We start from the raw sequence: 21,826 nt of genomic DNA, 5'->3' as shown, positions 1-21,826 counted from the left end.
TCAGGGCACCAGAAGCAGCGCGCCACGGCTGCGGCCGCTCTCCAGATCGATATGGGCCTCGACGACCCGCGCCAGCGGATACGCGGTGCCGTGGCCGACGAGATCGCCATCGGCGAGCGCGGCGAGAACCGTCGCTGCATCCCTGCGATAGTCGGCGACATCGTTGACATGGGCCATCACGCTCGGGCGTGCCAGCGACAGGCTGCGGCGCGGCCCTAGCTCCTCGACGGCAAGGCTTGGAATTGGACCGCCGGACTGACCGATGCTGGCGACCGTCCCGAACGGCCTGACGCAGGCGAGCGTCCGCGCAAGCGTCTTGCCGCCGACGCCATCATAGGCGACGTCGACGCCGCGCCCGTCGGTCAATCGCTTCACGGCATCGACGAAGTCAGCATCCCGGCCGACGATCAGATGGCGCGCGCCAGCGGCACGCGCGAGCTCCGCCTTGGCCTCCGAGCTCACCGTGCCGATGACGGTCGCGCCGCGCAGCCGAGCCATTCGCGTCAGCACCTGGCCGAGCCCGCCGGCGGCACTGTGCACCAACAGCGTCGTTCCGGCTCCGACGGCATAGGTACGATTGAGCAGCATCGCCGCGGTGATGCCTTTCAGCAGGGTCGACGCAGCGCTCGCTTCAGACACGGCGTCGGGCAGCGGCATCGCGCGCCAGGCGGGCAGATTTCGCTCCGAGGCATAGGCGCCGACCGGGGCGCCGGCATAGGCGACGCGGTCGCCGACGGACAACTCTGTCACGTCCGCGCCTTTCGCCGTCACGATCCCCGCCCCTTCGACCCCAGGAATTCCATCGGGCAGCGGATAGAGGCCGCTGCGCTGATAGATATCGATGAAGTTCACGCCGATCGCGGTGTGGCGCAGCCGGATCTCGTTGGCGCACGGCGCCGGCAGCTCAACATTCTCCAGCACCAGATTCTCCGCGCCACCCGGTGCCTTCAGTCGAACGATAGCAACCATGCCCGTCTCCACACATCTTGCCTTGATCCGGACAGTGTGGTCAGCGTTGGCATTCTGCGGAATTGCCCAATTTGGCTCCCCTATTGTGAATATTCGAACATGCGGATCGACTGGACCGACCTTCACCACTTCGTGACCCTGGCCCGCGAGGGCACGCTGTCGGCCGCCGCACGTGGTCTCGGCGTCGATCATGTCACGGTGGCCCGCCGGGTCGCGGCCCTGGAACGGGCCACCGGGCTGAAGCTGGTCGACCGCCGAGCGCGGGCCTATGAGCTGACCGAGGACGGCCGCCGCCTCGCCGCGGCCGCCGGCCCGATGGAGCAGGCCGCGTTCGCGATCGAGCGCGCCGTGGTCGCATCGCGTCCCGGTCTGGCCGGTGAGGTCTCGGTCAGCGCGCCGCCGACGCTCGCCAACAGGCTGATCGCGCCACGGCTGGTCGAGCTGCACCGGCGGCATCCCGCCATCATCATCAAGCTGATCGGCGAGAAGCGCAGCGCCTCGCTCAACCGACGGGAAGCCGACATCGCTCTGCGACTGTCCCGTCCCGACGAGCCCGGCCTGATCGCACGCAAGATCGGCCGCTTCGGCTTCAACCTCTACGGCGCGCCGCACTATCTCAAGGAGACGCCGCAGCATGCGCTCGGATTCATCGCCTATGATGCCAGCATGGACTCGGCACCCCAGCAGCAATGGCTGAAGGCGGTCGCCGGGCAGCGCCCGATCGTGTTTCGGAGCAGCGATCTCGAGAGCCAGGCCGCAGCGGCGCGCGCAGGGCTGGGGCTCGCCGCCCTGCCGCATTTTGTCGGCGATCATGATCCCGACCTCACCCGCTTCGAAGCCGGCGCGGCCATCAGCAGGGACATCTGGCTCATCGTTCATCGCGACCTCAGGCGCACGCCCCTCATTCGCGCCGTCATGGAGTTCCTGACCCGCTGCGTCCGACCGGACTGAGGGGCGGAAAAATCCGGTGCGCATGGCGTCGTCACGGCTGTCAATGCGAGCGAAAATCCCTACATTGCGGCCATGCCCAAAGCTCCCCAGAAAGCCGCCGCCACGCCCGCCGCCCCTGTGCCTGCCGCCGCCAAGAATTTGGCGAAGGGCGCGGCCAACGGCGACCATGTGTTCCTGGTCGACGGCTCGTCCTACATCTTCCGCGCCTATCACGCGCTGCCGCCGCTCAACCGCAAGTCCGACGGGCTGCAGGTCAATGCCGTGCTCGGCTTCTGCAACATGCTGTGGAAGCTGCTGCGCGACATGCCCGAGACCGACCGACCGACGCATCTGGCCATCGTGTTCGACAAGTCCGAGGTCACGTTCCGCAACAAGATCTACGCCGACTACAAGGCGCACCGGCCGCCGGCGCCCGACGACCTGATCCCGCAATTCGCGCTGATCCGCGAGGCCGTCCGCGCCTTCGACCTGCCGTGCCTGGAGCAATCGGGCTTCGAGGCGGACGACCTGATCGCGACTTATGCGCGGCTTGCCTGCGAGCGCGGCGCCACCACCACCATCGTGTCCTCGGACAAGGATTTGATGCAGCTCGTCAACGACTGCGTCACGATGTACGACACGATGAAGGACCGGCGCATCGGGGTCGCCGAGGTGATCGAGAAGTTCGGCGTGCCGCCGGAGAAGGTGGTCGAGGTGCAGGCGCTGGCCGGCGATTCCACCGACAACGTGCCGGGCGTGCCCGGCATCGGCATCAAGACCGCCGCGCAGTTGATCACCGACTATGGCGATCTCGAAGGCCTGCTGACGCGCGCAAGCGAGATCAAGCAGCCGAAGCGGCGCGAGGCGCTGATCGAGAACGCCGAGAAGGCGCGGATCTCGCGCCAGTTGGTGCTGCTCGACGACAAGGTCGTGCTCGATGTGCCACTCGACGACCTCGCGGTGCACGAGCCCGATCCGCGCAAGCTGATCGCCTTCCTCAAGGCGATGGAGTTCACCACGCTGACGCGCCGCGTCGCCGAGTATTCGCACATCGATCCGGCCGACGTGTCGGCGGATGAACAGTTGAAGAGTGGTGCGGGCACTGCTGCCTCTGTTTCCTCCCCCCTTGTGGGGGAGGGTCAGGGAGGGGGGCGCCCCACGAACGGTGCCGCCGCAGCCCCCCCTTCCCCAGCCAAGGGGGGAGGGAGCTCTAGAGGCGGTGACCCGCGCACCGACAAGTCGGCGATGAGCAAAGGCACACCCGCCAGCCTCGCCGAGTCCAGGGCCGAGGCGGCCAAGAGCGCGCGGATCGATCGCGATAAATATCAGACCGTGCGCACCGTATCGGAGCTGAATGCGTGGCTCGCCCGCGTCCATGACTTCGGTCGGGTCACCATCGACGTCAAAGCCAGCTCGATCGATCCGATGCAGGCCAGCCTGTGCGGCATCGCGTTGGCGCTGGCGCCGAACGACGCCTGCTACATCCCGCTGGCGCATCGCCAGGCCGGCGATGGCGGCGGCCTGTTCGATGCCGGGCTCGCACCTGGCCAGATCAGGGACAGCGAGGCGCTCGCTGCCCTGACGCCCATCCTGGAATCGGCCGGCCTGCTCAAGATCGGCTTCAACATCAAGTTCACGGCCGTGATGCTGGCGCAGGCCGGCATCACCCTGACCAACACCGACGACGTGCAGCTGATGAGCTACGCGCTGGACGCCGGACGTGGATCGCAGAAGCTCGACTCGCTGTCCGAGCACGTGCTCGGACACGCCATGATCAGTGAAGGTGAGCTGATCGGGAGCGGCCGGAACAAGCTGACCTTCGAGCAGGTCGCCATCGATCGCGCGACCGCGCATTCCGCGGAAGCCGCCGATGTCATCCATCGGGTCTGGCGCGTGCTGAAGCCGCGCCTCACGGCGGAGCGCATGACCGCGGTCTACGAGACCCTGGAGCGGCCGCTGGTGTCGGTGCTGGCGCGCATGGAGCGGCGCGGCATCTCGATCGACCGCCAGGTGCTGTCGCGCCTGTCCGGCGACTTCGCCCAGACCGCGGCGCGCGTCGAGGCCGAGTTGCAGGAGCTGGCCGGCGAGCCGATCAATGTCGGCAGCCCGAAGCAGATCGGCGACATCCTGTTCGGCAAGATGGGCCTGTCGGGCGGCACCAAGACCAAGACCGGCGCCTGGTCGACCTCTGCCTCCATCCTCGATGACCTCGCCGAGCAGGGCAACGATTTCGCGCGCAAGATCCTGGAATGGCGCCAGGTCTCGAAGCTGAAATCGACCTATACCGATGCGCTGCCGACCTATGTCAACCCGCAGACGCATCGCGTGCACACCACTTACGCGCTGGCGGCGACCACCACCGGCCGGCTGTCGTCGAACGAGCCGAATCTGCAGAACATCCCGGTGCGGACCGAAGATGGCCGCAAGATCCGCCGCGCCTTCATCGCGACGCCGGGCCATAAGCTGGTGTCGGCCGACTACTCGCAGATCGAGTTGCGGCTGCTCGCGGAGATCGCCGACATCCCCGTGCTGAAGCAGGCGTTCAAGGACGGGCTCGACATCCACGCGATGACGGCATCCGAGATGTTCGGCGTGCCGATCAAGGACATGCCGAGCGAGGTGCGCCGCCGCGCCAAGGCGATCAATTTCGGCATCATCTACGGCATCTCCGCGTTCGGCCTCGCCAACCAGCTCGGCATCGCCCGCGAGGAGGCCTCGGCCTACATCAAGCGCTATTTCGAGCGCTTCCCCGGCATTCGCGACTACATGGACGCGACCAAGGAGTTCTGCCGCAAGCACGGCTATGTCACCACGTTGTTCGGCCGCAAGTGCCATTACCCCGAGATCAAGGCCTCCAACGCCTCGGTGCGCGCCTTCAACGAGCGCGCCGCGATCAATGCGCGGCTGCAGGGCACCGCGGCCGACATCATTCGGCGCGCCATGATCCGCGTCGAGGAGGCCCTGGCGCAAAAGAAGCTGTCGGCTCAGATGCTGCTGCAGGTGCATGACGAACTGATCTTCGAGGTACCGAACGACGAGGTCGCCGCGACCTTGCCGGTGGTGCAGCACGTCATGCAGGACGCCCCCTTCCCGGCGGTGCTGCTGTCGGTGCCGCTACATGTCGACGCGCGGGCCGCCGACAATTGGGACGAGGCGCATTGAGCTGATCGCGGTGATCTCTGCTTCGTCATCGCAAGCGCCGAAATCCGTCCACGAGCGAGATGCCACCCTCCCCTGGAGGGGGAGGGTCGATCGCACGCGAAGCGGGCGAGCGGGGTGGGGTGAGCCGCGGGCGCTGGCGCCTGTGGAGAGATCACCCCACCCCGCCTCCCATTCGCTGCGCTCATGAGAGGCGACCCTCCCCCTCCAGGGGAGGGTGGGCAGCGTGCCTCGCAACGCAGCCCTCATACGCATCCGTTTGATGCTCCCCAATACGATGATCATTGGCTGCAACGCGAGCCGTAGACATGCCTCAGCCTTCTCGCAGCATGATTTTGCTCGAGGGATGCATGTCGTTCGCCCTCTGAATTTTGCAGAGGGCGCAGGGAAGGCCGGGCCTCGGCTGAGGCCCGTGGCCCGCCTGCTCAAAAGAATGCAGGCGGCAGGTACCACAGGTTCAGCCGGACAGACCCGGCCCTCCCTGCGCGATGGGCTTAACGTCTGCTCCGAGCTCTCCCCGGGGACCGGCTTGTTTGCCCCCGTCACCAGCGCGACACGTGATGTCACGCAGGCTTGGCGCCAGCTTCGGGGCGCCAGGACCACACGGCTTGAACGTCCGCGAGCTGCCAATCGTCCAGCGCATCAGCACCTGGCAGGCCCGCGGCCACCGCTCCCCGCCTCAACGTATCGTGACGACGCGTACGCCCCTCTGCATGAGGACGGGATGGCTGAATAGAGCATGACTTCGGAAAAATAGCAATACAAATCTTGACGAGCGCGTTGCCCGATGCGGAGCGATGACGCCGTCCCCTGTTCACGGTCACTCGGAACGCGGCGATTTTACCCCTCGTTAGGCACGATGAGATCGCGCCTGGCCGGATGGACGGACGGTAACACGACGTGCAGCGCACCCTGGCAAGGTTGGAGAGGCACCGCACGCGAGCGATCGCTGACAGCTCCGATCATCCCCCATGCCACGACTGCGCCGAGGGCGCAGAACGAAGAGCTCCATGACCGCGACCTCATCCGCAGCTCACCCCAAGACGCGCGACCGGCGCGCGGTGCTGATCCTGCTGGTCGCGATGGCGCTCTACAACGGCGCCTATCTCGTCGGCTGGGCGCTGTCGTCGCCGCAGCCGGCGTTTGGCGACTTCTTCGGGCTATGGTCGTTCGGCAGATTTGCCGCGCTGTCCGGCGCCAGCATCTACGATCCGGTTGCGCTCGCGCGCTATCAGCAGACGCTGGATCCGACGCTGGGCGGCGGCGGCTTTCCCTATCCCTATCCGCCGACCTTCCTGCTGGTGCTGATACCGCTGGGCATGCTGGCGCTGCCGGTAGCCTATGTCTGCTGGATCTCGGTCACCTTCGCGCTTTATGGCTTGGCGACGCTGGGGCGCGATTGGCGCTCGTTAACCTCTCTGGCGCTGCTCGCGGCGCCGACCACGCTCATCAACGCGATCACCGGCCAGAACGGTTTCCTGTCGGCGGCCTTGCTGATCGGCGGATTGCGCCTGCTCGCGCGCCACCCGATCGTTGCCGGCACGCTGCTCGGCCTGCTCGCCTACAAGCCACAATTCGTGCTGCTGATGCCGGTCGTGCTGCTGGCGTCACGCAACTGGCGCGCCATCCTCTCGGCCATCGCCACGACCGTGATCGTCGCGGTCGTCACCAGCGCTGCGCTCGATCCGTGGATCTGGCTCGAATGGATCGTGAAATTTCCGAGCTATCAGGCGCAATTGCAGGCCAACCAGGTCAGCCTCGATCACATGATGCCGACGGTCATCGCTGGCTTGCACGCGCTCGGCGCGCCGCCGCCGATCGGCTACCTGGTTCAGCTCCTGTTGTCCTGCTCCGTCGTCGTGATGGTCTGGGATGCCTGGCGACGCGGCTCAACGCAGCAGGCGATCGCGCTGGTCGCGGTCGGCAGCATCATCGCCACGCCCTATGCGATGATCTATGACATGCCGATGGTGGCGGCGGGGATTGCGATCCACTGGAAGGCGCGGAGCGACGCCGGCGAGCCGATCGCGCCGCTGGAGATCGGCCTCGTGATTGCGCTGGGAGCCTGCCTGCTCGCCATGATCGGGCACTCCGTGCCGCTCGCGGCGGCCATTCTGCTGATCCTGCTGGCGTTGAGCATCGCCGGTGTGTTCGACCGCTCCGGCAGACCGCTGCCTGCGCTGGACGTCGCGCCGCCGGCGGCGGGCTGATTGCTCTCGGTGCAATTGACCGGATGACGATGCGTGATCGTCCGCGCTAAAGCAGCGGCAGAGATCCCGATCATCGAACCAGTGATGCCGCACACATCATCCCTGCTCGCCTTCGCCCTCGTCTCGCTCGGCATGGTGCTGACACCAGGGCCGAACATGATCTATCTGATCTCGCGCGCGATCACGCAGGGTCACGTCGCGGGCCTGGTCTCGCTCGGCGGCGTTGCCGTCGGCTTTCTGGTCTACATGCTGGCGGCGGCGTTCGGCATCACGGCGCTGCTGTTTGCCGTGCCGTTCGCCTATGACGCGCTGCGCCTCGCCGGCGCTGCCTACCTGCTCTATCTGGCGTGGCAGGCGGTGAAGCCGGGTGGACGCTCGCCCTTCCAGGTGAGGACGCTCGCCATCGACAGCCCGCGCAGGCTGTTCCTAATGGGGCTCGTCACCAATCTGCTGAACCCGAAGATCGCGATGCTGTATCTGGCGCTGCTGCCGCAGTTCGTCGATCCCGCTGTTGGCAGCGTGCTGACGCAGTCGATGGTGCTTGGCGCGATCCAGATCGTGATCAGCATCGGCGTCAACGCCATGATCGCCATGGCGGCAGGATCGATTGCCCTGTTCCTGGCGACACGGCCGAGCTGGGCGCTCGTGCAGCGCTATCTGATGGGCACGGTGCTCGCGGGACTTGCGGTGCGCATGGCGCTGGAGGCGCGGCGGGGGTGATTTCCATCGGCTCCCCCGCCTTGTCCGCCGAAGCCTCTCGGCAAAGGCGGACGAGAGCGGGAGAGGGGGCACCGCGCGTGCCGAAAGATCTCGGAAGTCATCGTCGGCAAGGAACGGCCGATGAGCTTCTCAGTCCAGCTTCGCTTCCATGCCGCGCTTCACGGCGGGGCGGGCCATCAGGGTATCGTACCAGCGCTTGACGTTCGGGAAGTCGGCGAGATCCACCTTGTGGCGCGGGTGGCGCCAGGCCCAGCCGACGATGGCGAAGTCGGCGATCGAGAGAGCGCCTGCGACGAACTCGTGCTGCGCCAGCCGGCGGTCGAGCACGCCATAGAGCCGGACCGTCTCGGCCATGTAGCGCTTGAGCCCGTAGGCACGGTCCTGTTCGTTGGTCAGCGCGATGAAATGGTGCACCTGGCCGGGCATCGGGCCGAAACCGCCCATCTGCCACATCAGCCATTCATAGACCGGGATCCGCTCGGCGAGGGATTTCGGCAGGAACTGGCCGGTCTTCTCAGCCAGGTAGAGCAGGATGGCGCCGGATTCGAACACGCTGACCGGCTTGCCGTCGGGGCCGTCGGGATCGACGATCGCCGGGATCTTGTTGTTGGGGCTGATCGCCAGGAATTCCGGCGCCATCTGGGCGCCCTTGGTGATGTCGACCGGAACGACGCGGTAGGGCAGCCCCATCTCCTCCAGCGCGACCGAGATTTTGCGCCCGTTTGGGGTGTTCCAGGTGTACAGCTCGATCGTCATGCAGGGCATCCTTCCCAACCGTCCTTGCTTGGTCGCGGGCTCCCATTAGCTCGAAACTGCATCCGGCTTCAAACGTACCGTTGTTGATGGGACATCGTGGCGGCTGGTCTCCGCCGCCCGCCCCCGATAGATTGCGCCACCCAAGAATCCACCCTCAGGGGAAACGCCGTGTCCAAATCCGCCTCCCGCGCCCGCCTCCTCGAGATCATCCGCAGGCGCTCGTTCGGCCGTGGCGAGGTCACGCTGGCCTCCGGCCGCAAGAGCGATTTCTATTTCAACCTGAAGCCGACCATGATGGACCCGGAGGGCGCCACCTTGCTCGCCGAGCTCACCTATGAGGCGCTGAAGGACGAGGGCTTCGATTATATCGGCGGCCTGGAGATGGGCGCGGTGCCGCTCGCCGGCGCAATCGCCCAGATCTCCTGGATCAAGGGCCATCCGATCGCGGCCTTCTTCGTCCGCAAGAAGCCGAAGGAGCACGGCGCCAAGCTCGCGATCGAGGGCCTGACCCGCGACGAGACCCTGGCGGGAAAACGCATCGTCGTGGTCGAGGACGTCACCACCACCGGCGGCTCGGCGATGAAGGCGGTGGAAACCCTGCGCGAGGCCGGCGCCGAGGTGGCGCTGGTGTTCACCATGGTCGACCGCGAGGAAGGCGCCGCCGAGACCTTCGCCCAGGCCGGCCTGCCGTTCCGGGCGCTCTACAAGGCGCACGAATTCCTCTGAGGCGCCTGGCGCGCGGCGCAATTCGCGACCCGCGCATACCGCTCATTTACCAACGCCCGTTAAGGTTACCGCAAAGCTGATGGCGCCATGCCTTGGGCAAGGCGCGTTCGATCGCACATGATCGAGCGACGCGGGTTGCCGCGTCACGGCGTGGCTTTGCGGTGAAGATCCTGGCGATGGAGCGGGCGTTGCGTAGCGTGTTGTCGTTTCGGCGGAGGTCCCGCCACGTCGCTGTCGCGGCGACGGTCGGCCTCGTCGCGGCCGGCGCGCTGGCGCCGCGAATGGCGTCGGCCCAGGGCCTGTTCGACTTCCTGTTCGGCGGCTTCAACAAGCCGCAATCCCAGCGGTCGGCCCCGCAAGGCGGCTTCTTCACCGATCCGTTCGGCACCAACCCGCAGGCCCCCGCCCAGCCGCGCGCCGCGAGCGGTGGATCCGGCGCAGCGTTCTGCGTGCGCACCTGCGACGGCCGCTATTTTCCGCTGACGCGGGGCCTCGCCTCGCCGGCCCAGATGTGCCAAGCGTTCTGCCCGGCCAGCCCGACCAGGATCTATTTCGGCTCCAACATCGACTACGCCACGGCGGCGAACGGCGAGCGCTATGCCGACAGCGAGAACGCATTCGCCTATCGCCAGGCGCTGCGCGCCGACTGCACCTGCAACGGCCGCGATCCGGCCGGGCTGGCGCCGGTCGACCTGTCGCTCGACACCTCGCTGCGCCCCGGCGACGTCGTCGCCACCAGCGACGGCCTCGTCGCCTATTCGGGCACGCGCGGCAGCGGCGGCCAGCCGGCCGATTTCAAGCCGGTCGCCTCCTATCCCGGGCTGAACTCGGACATGCGGGCCAAGCTGAGCGAGATGAAGGTCGCACCGGTGCGCGCCGAGATGCTGGCGGCCGATGCGCTCGCCGCGATGCCGCCGCCGGAGGCCAGCGCCAGCAATGTCAGCGTCGCGCCGCCGCTGACGATCGCGCCGAAGCCGGCCACCGGCCGCGCCAAGCGCGCGGATGTGGATTGAGCCCGGACTCGTCATTGCGAGCGCAGCGAAGCAATCCAGAGTCCCGCACACCACCCTGGATTGCTTCGCTGCGCTCGCAATGACGGAATGCTGACCTAGCGCGCGACGATCACGCCGATGACGTTCGGCGCTTCCAGATATTTCTCCTCGATCGCCGCCCGCGCGGCGGCGCGGTTGTCCGGCGTCAGCAGGCCGCGTTTCTCGGCCAGGATCATCCAGCAGAAGCCCCACCAATCGGTCAGCATGCCCTCGTCGTCGACCAGGTCGTAGCCCTGCTCGGCGGCGAAGATGCGCGCCCGCGCCTCGTCGAGGCCATCGAGGAAGGTGTGGTCGGTGGCCGAGAACAGATCGTCGGAAATGTCGTCGGTGGTGTAGCCCCAGACCGACATGCAGACGGCGTTGAAGGCGCGGTCGATCTGGTCGTCGTCCACCGCCCGCCGGCGAGCCGTCTTGTGCAGCCGCGTCAGGCTGCGCGCAAAATCGGCAATGCGGGTCAGGGCCAAGGGATCGAAGGCGATATTGGACATGGGTGTCCTCGCGGGATGCACTGATGCCGGGGGCTGGCGGATCGAATCGCTGTCAGGATAAACGATCGCTTGCTAAATTGTTCTTAATTTGTTCCTAGCCGATTGTCCATCCCTTCTCAAAGGAGGCGCGCCGCTCTCATGGAGAATTCCAACACCGAAACCGATGCAGCCCTGCGCAAGCGTCTCGACTGGCTGCTGCGCGACCTATGCGTGGACTGGGGCTTTTGCAGCCGCCCCACCGCGGACGACCTGATGCTGGACGGCCAACCGCCCTCTCCGCAGGCGTTCGCCGCGGCCGTGCTGCGGGCCGAAGGCATGAACGCGGAATACGAGCCGGATTGGCGCCGTCGGATCGAGCAGATGTTCGTCGCTCGCCTCACAAGGTGAGTCTGGATCCCGGCTTTCGCCGGGATGACGATGGGGAGAGCCCTCAACTCCACGACGCACCTGCACCATCCTAGCGTGTTCCGCCCCAGGAACTCCGGCCCCGTTTTTGCATCGTTTTCCATCACCTTGCTGTGCGGACCAGCCTTTCCCCGGGTTTCGGACCGCGCGCAACCATCGTATGCTTTTACCGGTTCCTCGTAGCATCACAGGTTTCCAAGGTGACAGATCAGCCGTCCCAGCGCAGCTTCGTAAGCACCGGCCAGCCCGTCGACGAATTGGCGGTCGCGGAGATCAAGAGCGACATCCTGGCCAAGCTTCGCCTCGCCATCGGCAAGGAGGCGAGCCAGGCGACGCAGCAGGACTGGTACCACGCCGCGGCGCTGACCTTGCGCGACCGCATCGTGCATCGCTGGCTGACCGCGGACAAGGAGAGCTACGACGCCGGGCGCAAGCGGGTCTACTATCTCAGCCTCGAATTCCTGATCGGCCGGCTGTTCGCCGACGCGCTCAACAACATGGGCCTGATGAAGGTGTTCGAGACCGCGCTCGGCGATCTCGGCGTCGGCCTGATGGACCTGCGCAAATGCGAGCCCGATGCCGCGCTCGGCAATGGCGGCCTCGGACGGCTCGCGGCGTGCTTCATGGAGAGCATGTCGACCTTGCAGATCCCTGCGATCGGCTACGGCATCCGCTATGATTTCGGCCTGTTCCGCCAGGTCATCGTCGACGGCTGGCAGCACGAATATCCCGACGTCTGGCTGTCGTTCGGCAATCCCTGGGAGTTCCAGCGCCCCGAGGTGGTCTATCACGTTCATTTCGGCGGCGGCGTCGAGCACATCGACGACAAGGGCCGGGCTCGCGCGATCTGGCATCCAGGCGAGACCGTGCAGGCGGTGGCCTATGACACGCCGATCGTCGGCTGGCGCGGCCAGCACGTGAATGCGCTCAGGCTATGGTCGGCGCGCTCGCCCGATCCGCTGAAGCTCGACGTGTTCAACTCCGGCGACTATCTCGGCGCCTCGGCAGAAGAAGCGCGCGCCGAGGCGATCTGCAAATTCCTGTATCCGAACGACGAGAGCCCGGCGGGACGCGAGCTGCGGCTGCGCCAGGAATATTTCTTCGTCTCGGCTTCGCTGCAAGATCTCGTCAAGCGCCATCTCGGCTCCGACGGCCAGTTGCGCAGCCTGGCGCAGAAGGCCGCGGTGCAGCTCAACGACACGCACCCCTCGCTCGCCGTGGCCGAACTGATGCGGATCCTGGTCGACCTGCACAATTTCCGCTGGGACGAGGCGTGGAAGATCACCATCGCGACCTTGTCCTATACCAACCACACGCTGCTGCCCGAAGCGCTCGAGACCTGGCCGGTCGAGCTGTTCGAGCGGCTGCTGCCGCGCCATCTCGAGATCATCTATCGCATCAATGCGCAGCATCTCGCGCTCGCCGAGCAGCGCGCACCGGGTGACATCGACTACCGCGCCTCGGTGTCACTGATTGACGAGAAGAGCGGCCGCCGCGTGCGCATGGGCCAGCTCGCCTTCGTCGGCTCGCACCGCATCAACGGCGTCTCGGCGATGCATTCCGACCTGATGAAGGAGACCGTGTTCCACGATCTCAACCATCTCTATCCCGGCCGCATCACCAACAAGACCAACGGCATCACTTTCCGCCGCTGGCTGACGCTCGCCAATCCCAAGCTGACGAACCTCTTGCGCGAGGCCTGCGGCGACGCCGTCGTCGACGATCCGACCTTGCTCTCGAGTCTCGAGAGCTACGTCGCCGACGCCGGCTTCCACCAGAAGTTCCGCGCCGTGAAGCACCACAACAAGGTGCAGCTGGCGCGTCTGATCGGCGAGCGCATGAACGTGCGCCTCGACCCGGGCGCGCTGTTCGACGTGCAGATCAAGCGCATTCACGAATACAAGCGCCAGCTCCTGAACATCCTCGAAGCGGTCGCGCTGTATCTGGACATCAAGGACGACCAGCAAGCTAACTGGGTGCCGCGGGTGAAGATCTTCGCCGGCAAGGCGGCGGCGAGCTACCGCTATGCCAAGCTGATCATCAAGCTGATCAACGACGTCGCGGAGGTCGTCAATAACGATCCCGCGATCGGCGGCAAGCTGAAGGTCGTGTTCATGGCCGACTACAATGTCAGCCTGGCGGAAACGATCATTCCCGCAGCCGACCTGTCCGAGCAGATCTCGACCGCCGGCATGGAGGCGTCCGGCACCGGCAACATGAAGCTGGCGCTGAACGGCGCCCTTACCATCGGCACGCTGGACGGCGCCAATATCGAGATCCGCGACAATGTCGGCGCCGACAACATCGCGATCTTCGGCATGGAGGCCGACGAGGTCATGCTCCGCCGCAAGCAGGGACTGGACGCGTCCGACGTGATCCACCGGTCACCGAGGCTGGCGCGCGCGATCGATGCGATCGCGTCCGGCGCGTTCTCGCCGGACGAACCCGGCCGGTTCGAGCCGATCGCCCATGCGCTGCGCCATCTCGACCACTACATGGTTTCGGCCGATTTCGATTCCTACTACGAGGCCCAGCGCGGCATCGATGCACGCTGGCAGACCGTGCCGGCCTGGACCCGCGCCTCGATCCTCAACGTCGCGCGCATGGCCTGGTTCTCCTCCGACCGCACCATCCGCGAATATGCCGACGACATCTGGAACGTGCCGGTCGGGCTGGCGATGGCGCCGGTGCAAGCGCAGCGGGCGTGACGGGCCCTTCCCCTCACCTTCAGCAATGACCCATGACGTCATTGCAGAGGCCTTCCATTGCGTTTCACCTGACGGCCATCATACGATGACCGTCGGGAGGAATGCATGACCGAACCGCCAGCTCACCTGTTCGACGAGGCCACCGGCGTCACCGCCGGCGACAGCCGCTGGCAGGGAAGGACCAGCCCGGATTACTGGGCGTTCGTCGGCCCGTTTGGCGGCGTCACGGCGGCGACCGTGCTGCGCGCGTTGATCCAGCATCCGCAAATTCAGGGCGATCCGCTGGCGATGACGGTGAACTATTGCGCGCCGATCGCGGAAGGGCCGTTCGATCTCGACGTGCGGCTGGTGAAGGCCAACCGCTCCTCGCAGCATTGGTGCGTCGAGCTGAGCCAGGGCGACTCTGACGCGGCGACGCTCGCCACCGCCGTGTTCGCCGAGCGCCGGCCGTCCTGGTCGCATCAGCCGGCCACAAAGCCCGAGGCGCCGCCGTTCGATCAGGTCAAGCGACATCCCGACACGAACATGTCCTGGACCAAGCAGTACGATTTCCGCTTCATCGAGGGCCGTCCAGCGTTTGGCGCATCGTCGTCGGGGGAGCCGCACAGCAGCTATTCCCGGCTGTGGATCTCCGACCGCAAGCCGCGCAAGCTCGACTGCCTGTCGGTGCTGTCGATGTCGGACGCCTTCTTCGGCCGCGTCTTCCACGCCCGCGGCGAGCTGGTGCCGTTCGGCACGGTGTCGCTGACGACCTATTTCCACGTCAGCCGGGACGAGCTCGCGGCCGAGGACATCACGCATGTGCTCGCGACCGCCGATGCCAAGATCTTCAACCGCAGCTATCAGGACCAGCATGGCGAGCTGTGGTCGCCGTCCGGCCGCCTGCTCGCGACGACGACGCAGATTGCGTATTTCAAGGCGTGAGGGCCGGGACGCAAGCCAAGAAAACGGCGTCGTCCCGGCCTTGAGCCGGGACCCATAGCCACCGTCGCCAGTTTTGGAAGGCTGGAGCGACCAACACGCCTCAACCACTCCGTCCTGTGGTTATGGGTCCCGGCGTTCGCCGGGACGACAGCTGTGGGTATGGCTTGAGCTCGCGCCTCTCGTGCATTGAACGGGGCGGAGCGGGAAAATGTGGGGTCAGCCGCAACGCGACCGCCCCCTTGACGTTTGCAGCCCTACTCCGCCGCCAGCTTCAGATCCGGCGCGGCGTTACGGACCTCGGCATCGACCTGGGCTTCGAACTTGGCAAAATTCTTCTGGAACATGCCGACCAGCGCGCGCGCAGTCTTGTCGAACTCGGCCTTGTCCTTCCAGGTGTTGACCGGGTCGAGGATCTCGGTCGGCACGCCCGGCAGCGCGGTCGGCACCGCGAAGCCGAAATATTTGTCGGTGCGGAACTCGACGTTGCGCAAGCTGCCGTCGAGCGCCGCCGTCAGCAGCGCGCGCGTCACCTTGATCGGCATGCGCGAGCCCGTGCCATACTTGCCGCCGGTCCAGCCGGTGTTGACCAGCCAGCAGTCGACATTGTGCTCGGCGATCAGCTGCCGCAGCATGTTGCCGTAGACGGACGGATCGAGCGGCAGGAACGGCGAGCCGAAGCAGGTCGAGAATTCCGGCTGCGGCTCAGAGCCCAAGCCGCGCTCGGTGCCCGCGACCTTGGCGGTGTAGCCGGACAGGAAATGGTACATCGCCTGCGCCGGCGAGAGCTTTGCGATCGGCGGCAGCACGCCGAAGGCGTCGGCGGCGAGCATCACGACGTTCTTCGGATGCGGCGCGCGGCCGGTGCGCGAGGCGTTCGGGATGTAGTCGAGCGGATAGGCCGAGCGGGTGTTCTCCGTCTTGGAGCCGTCGTCGAAATCGGGAACGCGCGTATCCTCATCGAGCACGACGTTCTCGAGCACCGCACCGAACCGGGTCGACGCCGCATAGATCTGCGGCTCGGCTTCCTGCGACAGCTTGATGCACTTGGCGTAGCAGCCGCCTTCGAAGTTGAACACGCCGGACGGTCCCCAGCCATGCTCGTCGTCGCCGATCAAGGTGCGGTTCGGATCGGCCGACAGCGTCGTCTTGCCGGTGCCGGACAGGCCGAAGAAGACAGCGGTGTCGCCGTTCGAACCGACATTGGCCGAGCAGTGCATCGGCATCACGCCGCGCTCGGGCAGGTAGTAGTTGAGCGTGGTGAACACGCTCTTCTTCATCTCGCCGGCATAATAGGACCCGCCGATCAGGACGATCTTGCGGGCGAAATCGATCGCGACGACGTTCTGCGAGCGCACGCCGTGGCGTTTCGGGTCGGCACGGAAGCTCGGCATGTCGATGATCGTGAGCTCCGGCACGAAGGTGTCGAGCTCGATCTTCTCGGGGCGGATCAGAAGCGTGCGGATGAACAGCGAATGCCAGGCGAGTTCGGTGAAGACGCGCGTCTTGATGCGGAAGCTCGGATCGGCGCCGCCATAGAGATCCTGCGCAAACAGGGTCTTGCCTTCGGCGTGCTTGATGAAGTCCTGATGCAGCGCCTCGAACTGCGCGGGCGTGATCGCCTGGTTGCCCGCCCACCACATCTTTTCGGTGGAGGCGTCGCGCACCGTGAACTTGTCCTTCGGGCTGCGGCCGGTGAACTCGCCAGTATCCGCGCACAGCGCCCCGTCGGCCGACAGCACCGCCTCGCCTGCCGCCAGCGAATACTGATAGAGCTGGGGAGCGCCGAGATTCCAGTGCACCTGCTTGAGGTTCTTTAAGCCGAACTTGTCGGCACCGAAGGCGCCGTTGCGAATACCCGTCTCTTGCACGAAGATCCCTCCTGAGAGCCCGCATCTGTTGCGCGCAGTCGCGCGCGTTGCGCGGTGACCGTTGCCGTTACATCGCCTTATCGAAGCGCGGTCGCCGACCTAATACTGATCAACGCTGGTCTTGCCAAGACGATCCGGCCCAATTGGTTATTGGCAAACCGTGATGTGCGTAGCTCATGTTTTGCCGCGCCATGCACATTCCAGCAGCAGCCGCCTGCGCCCCGCTGAGTTGCTGCAACGCAACAGATATATCAGCGCGGTTGGGTTTCACGAGAACGACAAACGACGCTCAAATCGACGAATTCGCGCGGGAAAGCGATGACCAAGGCGAAGACCGAGCATCCGGCCAACGCCCGTCGCACCGCCTCGCTGCAACCGATCAAGGGACGCCGGCCGAGCCGACGGAATGCGTCGGTGATCAGCCGTGTCGTCGCCCACCCGATCAGCCAGCTTCCATTCACGATTGCCTCGCGCTTGCGGGATCACATAATCCCGACTTCGCCCGGCCGCGACGTCAACGAGCTCACTCGCGCCCGCGGCGCTTACCCTCCGCTGGACAGGGAGCGTACTCATCGAGCTTCACCGCAACTGCGTTCATGCGTGAACTTTGTCGTCTTTCGTCACGAGAGGATGAGCACAGCCATCAAAGCGGGCTCGAACTACACCTCACTTCGCGCGTGCCTCGTCAGCAAGCCGCACAAGCATCTTGCGCAACGCCCCGGGCGTGGTTACGTGCTCGGGAAACCCGAGCCGTAGCGTCTTGCCGTCGGCCATCAGATCCAATCCCTCCGGGTCACAGCCGCTACACCGCCACTCCGCGGCTTCGGCGCCGAGCAGCTTCGTCGCGTAGAGGGCGAGCGCCTCACGGTGATCTTCGTTCATGTGATCGACAGCGCCCTGCTCTGCCAGAATCAGTTCATCAGCATCGGAGATATCCGTGAGAAACTGCTCGGGCTTGAGATCGACGATGCGGCCGAATCCGGCGACGAGATGCGCGCCTGACGGACGAATCACGAAGAACGAGAAGTCGGCGAAATCCGCATAGTCCGCAGCGGACGGATGCGCATTGAGATACCGACGGCGCATCATCTCGCGATTGTCGTCGGTGGCCTGCTCGGCCTTGCCCGACAGCATGATGCGAGTTCCCTCCAGCGGATCGCCCGGCGCCCGTTCATCGAGCATCAGCGATACGCGCGAATCGGCAAGTACATTCCTGGTGTGTACAGCTAATCGCGAGATCAGGATGATCGGAGCACCATCGGACGCGGTGGCGACGTTGACGAGGGAGCAGTAGGGATCGCCCGTACCAACCATCAAGGTCGCAAGTGCGCCCTGCCGGCTTCGGCGCAGCAGGGATTGCGTCACGCGGTTAGGGTTAAAGCTCGCAGACATCGTCTTTTCCCTCGTCCATCCAGTTGCAATGAAGGCCTTTTTTCGGCTAAACGGGCCACAAACCTGGGCGCGGCACAAGACTTTGCCATGGTATTTGTGGAACTCGGTCACACTTCAGCCCAGCTTGCATTGCTCGTTGACCATGTTCGAAGCCCAAATATGCGGCCCTTATCTTGATTCTCGAAGTCTCGGCGTAACCAGACTCTGAAAGCAGGCTCATGCCCACAATCGCCTTGGTCGATGACGACCGCAACATTCTGACATCCGTCTCCATCGCGCTCGAGGCCGAGGGTTATCGGATCATGACCTATACCGATGGTGCGTCGGCGCTCGACGGTTTTCGGACCAGCCAGCCTGACCTCGCCATCCTCGACATCAAGATGCCGCGCATGGACGGCATGGAGACGTTGCGGCGGCTTCGCCAGAAGTCCGACCTGCCGGTGATCTTCCTCACCTCCAAGGACGAGGAGATCGACGAGCTGTTCGGCCTGAAGATGGGCGCGGACGACTTCATCCGCAAACCGTTCTCGCAGCGCCTGCTGGTGGAGCGCGTCAAGGCCGTGCTGCGCCGCTCGCAGCCGAAGGATCCGACGGCGCTGCCGAAGGAGAACGACGCCAAGGCGCTCGATCGCGGCCTGCTGCGCATGGATCCGGAGCGTCACACCTGCACCTGGAAGAACGAGCCGGTCACGCTGACCGTCACCGAGTTCCTGATCCTGCAGGCGCTGGCGCAGCGTCCGGGCGTGGTCAAGAGCCGCAATGCGCTGATGGACGCGGCCTATGACGACCAGGTCTATGTCGACGACCGCACCATCGACAGCCACATCAAGCGGCTGCGCAAGAAGTTCAAGATGGTCGACGAGGAGTTCGAGATGATCGAGACCCTCTACGGCGTCGGCTATCGCTTCAAGGAAACCTGAAGCCCTGCAGCAAGGGACCTGAAGCATTGCCTTGCGCGACGTCATGCGAAATTGCGCGCTGACGTCGCGGTCTCGATTGGATAGGCTACGCCTCCTGCGCGTTTGTCCGAGCGCAGATGCCGGAACGGGGCCATTGTTGCGGCGAATTCGGGTGCGGCAAGTCGAGTTCTCGCGGGAATTCGCCGCACAACCCCTACGAAATTCGGAATCGGAGCACTCACATTGCTCGATCGCACGCAGCTTGACCCAGCCGTGAATGCCCACGACGCCGCCGCCGCGATCGCGTCCGAGGCGGCGGACGAGACCCCGCACGTCTCCGGCTGGCAGCGTCCGCTGAGCTGGCTGCGCCGCGCCGGACAGTTCCTGTTCGCGCTGTCGTTCTCGAGCCTCACCCGCCGCATCGTCTCGCTGAACATCGCCGGCCTGCTCGCACTGGTTGCAAGCATCCTGTACCTGTCGCAGTTCCGCGCCGGCCTGATCGATGCGCGCGCGCAGAGCCTCCTGGTGCAGGCCGAGATCATCGCCGGCGCCATCGCCGCCTCGGCCACGGTACAGACCAACACCATCACCATCGATCCCGAGCGCCTGCTCGATCTCAAGCCCGGCGAGAGCTACGGCGCGCCGGACGAATATTCGCCGCTCGACTTCCCGATCAATCCGGAACGCGTCGCGCCGGTGCTGCGCACGCTGATCTCGCCGACCAAGACGCGCGCGCGCATCTATGATCCGAATGGCGGGCTCCTGCTCGACAGCCGCAACCTGGAGAACGTGCTGCGCTTCGACCTGCCGCCGCCGTCGAGCGAGAAGCCCGGCTTCGTCGAGCGTGCGCTGATCTCGGTCCGCACCTGGCTCAATCGCGGCGACCTGCCGCTGTACCGCGAATATGGCCCCGAGAACGGCAACGGCTACGAGGAAGTCGCGGACGCGCTGAAGGGCCAGAAGCGCAGCATGGTGAGGGTCAATTCGCGCGGCGAAGTGATCGTTTCGGTCGCGGTGTCGGTGCAGCGCTCGCGCACCATCCACGGCGCCCTGATGCTGTCGACACAGGGCGACGACATCGACCAGATGGTCACCGCCGAGCGTCTTGCCATTCTGAAGGTCGGCGGCGTCGCCTCCGCCGTCATGATCGTGCTGTCGCTGCTGCTCGCCAGCACCATCGCCGGACCCGTGCGCCGGCTCGCCGACAGTGCCGAGCGGGTCCGCCGCCGCATCAAGACCCGCGTCGAGATTCCCGACTTCACCCGCCGCCGCGACGAGATCGGCCATCTCTCCGGGGCGCTGCGCGACATGACGGACGCGCTCTACAACCGCATCGAGGCGATCGAGATGTTCGCCGCCGACGTTGCCCACGAGCTCAAGAACCCGCTGACCTCGCTGCGCTCGGCGGTCGAGACGCTGCCGCTGGCGCGCAACGACAACAGCCGCGCCCGCCTGCTCGCCGTGATCGAGCACGACGTGAAGCGGCTCGACCGGCTGATCTCCGACATTTCCGACGCCAGCCGGCTCGATGCCGAGCTGCAGCGCCAGGACATGACCCTGGTCGATCTGCGCCGGCTGCTGAACACGCTGACCTCGGTCGCCAACGAGACCAAGCTCGGCACCGACGTCACCGTCGAGGTCCGCTTCGAGGGCCGCGGCGCCAACGACACCTTCTCGGTGCCCGGGCATGATTCGCGGCTCGGCCAGGTGATCTCCAACCTTCTGTCGAACGCGCAATCGTTCTCCGCGGCCGGCGGCAAGGTGCGCATCACCTGCCGGCGCGTGCGCTCGGAGATCGAGATCACCGTCGATGATGACGGCCCCGGCATTCGCGAGGACGCCCTGCAGCGCATCTTCGAGCGGTTCTATACCGACCGGCCGCACCAGGGCTTTGGTCAGAATTCCGGGCTGGGCCTGTCGATCTCCAAGCAGATCATCGACGCCCATGGCGGGCGGATCTGGGCCGAGAACCGGCCCGGCCCTGTTGACGCCGACGGACATCCGACCTCGGCCGGGGCTCGCTTCGTCGTCCGGTTGCCGGCGTCGTGACGAACGAAACGGCGAGCATCCATGCGTCTGCCGTCCAGGTTGGGGAGCAGGCCGTCCTGATCCGGGGCCCCTCCGGTTCCGGTAAATCCCGACTCGCCTTCGATCTGATCCTCGCCGGACGCGCGGGACAGCTGCCGCCAACGGTTCTGGTGGGCGACGACCGTGTTCATCTCGCCACACGCGGCGGGGAAATGTGGGTGAGCCCCGCGCCCGCTCTGGCCGGGCTGATCGAGATCCGCGGCCTTGGAATCCGCGCCTGCGACCATGTGTCGGAGGCGAAACTTGGGCTTGTGGTTGACCTGATGGCCGAGGACGCTGCCCGCCTGCCGAACGCCGAATCGCTTCGGATTCATCTCAACGGTATCGAATTGCCACGGATACCTGTCGGCCCGGGTTTCTCACCCCTCCCGCTGGTTGTAGCGGAACTAATTACCACTCAAGCTTTCATGTTCCGGTAATCTTTCGGCCGATTGTGTGGGGCAAATTGGTAACCATATCAGCCCCACTATCGCGACCGAGTAGACCGCCGCCCCCTCCCATTCTGTATGCCAGAATCCGGGAGACTCGCGAA

17 protein-coding genes are annotated in these 21,826 nt (G+C 65.7%); 12 read left to right on the top strand and 5 right to left on the bottom strand.

Features of this window, described 5'->3' with window-relative positions:
• Positions 1-969 (bottom strand): quinone oxidoreductase, encoded by a 969-nt coding sequence (locus QX048_RS00235; protein WP_316192248.1) that lies wholly within the window; start codon positions 967-969, stop codon positions 1-3.
• 99 nt (positions 970-1,068) lie between these two features.
• Between QX048_RS00235 and QX048_RS00230 the strand changes: the two genes are divergently transcribed.
• The 4 genes from QX048_RS00230 to QX048_RS00215 all read left to right on the top strand — a co-directional run bounded on the left by QX048_RS00230 (position 1,069) and on the right by QX048_RS00215 (position 7,988).
• A complete protein-coding gene (locus QX048_RS00230) occupies positions 1,069-1,920 on the top strand; it encodes a LysR family transcriptional regulator (RefSeq protein ID WP_316192246.1) in 852 nt (283 codons plus the stop codon).
• Positions 1,921-1,992: 72 nt separating this feature from the next.
• Positions 1,993-5,061, top strand: a complete 3,069-nt coding sequence (gene polA / locus QX048_RS00225; RefSeq protein ID WP_316200363.1) for a DNA polymerase I — start codon at positions 1,993-1,995, stop codon at positions 5,059-5,061.
• A 1,007-nt stretch (positions 5,062-6,068) separates the two neighbouring features.
• The gene (locus QX048_RS00220) at positions 6,069-7,268 is read left to right on the top strand and encodes a glycosyltransferase family 87 protein (protein ID WP_316200364.1); all 1,200 of its coding nucleotides are present in this window, start codon (positions 6,069-6,071) and stop codon (positions 7,266-7,268) included.
• Positions 7,269-7,352: 84 nt separating this feature from the next.
• The gene (locus QX048_RS00215; RefSeq protein ID WP_315752222.1) at positions 7,353-7,988 is read left to right on the top strand and encodes a LysE family translocator; all 636 of its coding nucleotides are present in this window, start codon (positions 7,353-7,355) and stop codon (positions 7,986-7,988) included.
• Positions 7,989-8,117: 129 nt separating this feature from the next.
• On the opposite strand, the gene QX048_RS00210 is transcribed toward QX048_RS00215, so the two are convergent.
• The gene (locus QX048_RS00210) at positions 8,118-8,744 is read right to left on the bottom strand and encodes a glutathione S-transferase family protein (RefSeq protein WP_315715332.1); all 627 of its coding nucleotides are present in this window, start codon (positions 8,742-8,744) and stop codon (positions 8,118-8,120) included.
• Between the two features lie 168 nt (positions 8,745-8,912).
• Here QX048_RS00210 and pyrE point away from each other — a divergent pair, with 168 nt between their 5' ends.
• Entirely contained in the window at positions 8,913-9,470 is a 558-nt protein-coding gene (pyrE, locus tag QX048_RS00205) for an orotate phosphoribosyltransferase (protein WP_316200365.1), read from the top strand.
• Between the two features lie 188 nt (positions 9,471-9,658).
• Complete coding sequence (locus QX048_RS00200; protein ID WP_316200376.1) at positions 9,659-10,483, top strand: DUF2865 domain-containing protein; 825 nt, start codon at positions 9,659-9,661, stop codon at positions 10,481-10,483.
• Positions 10,484-10,578: 95 nt separating this feature from the next.
• Here QX048_RS00200 and QX048_RS00195 read toward each other — a convergent pair whose 3' ends face one another.
• Positions 10,579-11,010: a hypothetical protein gene (locus tag QX048_RS00195; protein WP_316193312.1), complete on the bottom strand. Its 432-nt coding sequence runs from the start codon at positions 11,008-11,010 to the stop codon at positions 10,579-10,581.
• A gap of 138 nt (positions 11,011-11,148) precedes the next feature.
• On the opposite strand from QX048_RS00195, the gene QX048_RS00190 reads away from it, so the two are divergent.
• From QX048_RS00190 to QX048_RS00180, 3 genes are all read left to right on the top strand, one after another.
• On the top strand, positions 11,149-11,397 hold the full coding sequence (locus QX048_RS00190; RefSeq protein ID WP_316200366.1) for a hypothetical protein: 249 nt from the start codon (positions 11,149-11,151) through the stop codon (positions 11,395-11,397).
• Between the two features lie 218 nt (positions 11,398-11,615).
• Positions 11,616-14,123 carry a glycogen/starch/alpha-glucan phosphorylase gene (locus QX048_RS00185; RefSeq protein ID WP_316200367.1) on the top strand — a complete coding sequence of 836 codons (2,508 nt, stop codon included), beginning with the start codon at positions 11,616-11,618 and terminating at the stop codon, positions 14,121-14,123.
• 105 nt (positions 14,124-14,228) lie between these two features.
• Positions 14,229-15,047 carry a thioesterase family protein gene (locus tag QX048_RS00180; RefSeq protein WP_316200368.1) on the top strand — a complete coding sequence of 273 codons (819 nt, stop codon included), beginning with the start codon at positions 14,229-14,231 and terminating at the stop codon, positions 15,045-15,047.
• A gap of 254 nt (positions 15,048-15,301) precedes the next feature.
• Here the strand turns inward: QX048_RS00180 and QX048_RS00175 are convergent, their stop codons facing one another.
• Both QX048_RS00175 and QX048_RS00170 read right to left on the bottom strand, forming a co-directional pair.
• Positions 15,302-16,915, bottom strand: coding sequence for a phosphoenolpyruvate carboxykinase (locus QX048_RS00175; protein ID WP_316167255.1), 1,614 nt, complete (start codon positions 16,913-16,915; stop codon positions 15,302-15,304).
• Positions 16,916-17,581: 666 nt separating this feature from the next.
• Positions 17,582-18,307, bottom strand: a complete 726-nt coding sequence (locus tag QX048_RS00170; RefSeq protein WP_316200369.1) for a HugZ family protein — start codon at positions 18,305-18,307, stop codon at positions 17,582-17,584.
• 218 nt (positions 18,308-18,525) lie between these two features.
• Here QX048_RS00170 and QX048_RS00165 point away from each other — a divergent pair, with 218 nt between their 5' ends.
• The 3 genes from QX048_RS00165 (at position 18,526) to QX048_RS00155 (ending at position 21,713) form a co-directional block, all read left to right on the top strand.
• A complete protein-coding gene (locus QX048_RS00165; protein ID WP_006611449.1) occupies positions 18,526-19,227 on the top strand; it encodes a response regulator transcription factor in 702 nt (233 codons plus the stop codon).
• 222 nt (positions 19,228-19,449) lie between these two features.
• Entirely contained in the window at positions 19,450-21,255 is a 1,806-nt protein-coding gene (locus QX048_RS00160; RefSeq protein WP_316174523.1) for a sensor histidine kinase, read from the top strand.
• The gene (locus QX048_RS00155) at positions 21,252-21,713 is read left to right on the top strand and encodes an HPr kinase/phosphatase C-terminal domain-containing protein (RefSeq protein WP_316169611.1); all 462 of its coding nucleotides are present in this window, start codon (positions 21,252-21,254) and stop codon (positions 21,711-21,713) included. The genes QX048_RS00160 and QX048_RS00155 overlap by 4 nt, the downstream gene beginning before the upstream one ends.
• The last annotated feature ends 113 nt before the right edge of the window (positions 21,714-21,826 follow it).

It is taken from the genome of Bradyrhizobium sp. SZCCHNS30572 (assembly GCF_032484415.1).
Taxonomy (GTDB): domain Bacteria; phylum Pseudomonadota; class Alphaproteobacteria; order Rhizobiales; family Xanthobacteraceae; genus Bradyrhizobium.
Note: the sequence above shows the minus strand (reverse complement) of the source record. Positions and strands in the feature narration are given on the sequence as shown.

What these genes read in the sequence shown, in the direction of transcription:
- QX048_RS00235 (WP_316192248.1), bottom strand. Translation starts at nt 969, where the DNA reads ATGGTTGCTATCGTTCGACTGAAGGCACCGGGTGGCGCGGAGAATCTG.
- polA (WP_316200363.1), top strand. Translation starts at nt 1,993, where the DNA reads ATGCCCAAAGCTCCCCAGAAAGCCGCCGCCACGCCCGCCGCCCCTGTG.
- QX048_RS00195 (WP_316193312.1), bottom strand. Translation starts at nt 11,010, where the DNA reads ATGTCCAATATCGCCTTCGATCCCTTGGCCCTGACCCGCATTGCCGAT.
- QX048_RS00170 (WP_316200369.1), bottom strand. Translation starts at nt 18,307, where the DNA reads ATGTCTGCGAGCTTTAACCCTAACCGCGTGACGCAATCCCTGCTGCGC.
- QX048_RS00190 (WP_316200366.1), top strand. Translation starts at nt 11,149, where the DNA reads ATGGAGAATTCCAACACCGAAACCGATGCAGCCCTGCGCAAGCGTCTC.
- QX048_RS00230 (WP_316192246.1), top strand. Translation starts at nt 1,069, where the DNA reads ATGCGGATCGACTGGACCGACCTTCACCACTTCGTGACCCTGGCCCGC.
- QX048_RS00180 (WP_316200368.1), top strand. Translation starts at nt 14,229, where the DNA reads ATGACCGAACCGCCAGCTCACCTGTTCGACGAGGCCACCGGCGTCACC.
- QX048_RS00210 (WP_315715332.1), bottom strand. Translation starts at nt 8,744, where the DNA reads ATGACGATCGAGCTGTACACCTGGAACACCCCAAACGGGCGCAAAATC.
- QX048_RS00165 (WP_006611449.1), top strand. Translation starts at nt 18,526, where the DNA reads ATGCCCACAATCGCCTTGGTCGATGACGACCGCAACATTCTGACATCC.
- QX048_RS00220 (WP_316200364.1), top strand. Translation starts at nt 6,069, where the DNA reads ATGACCGCGACCTCATCCGCAGCTCACCCCAAGACGCGCGACCGGCGC.
- QX048_RS00215 (WP_315752222.1), top strand. Translation starts at nt 7,353, where the DNA reads ATGCCGCACACATCATCCCTGCTCGCCTTCGCCCTCGTCTCGCTCGGC.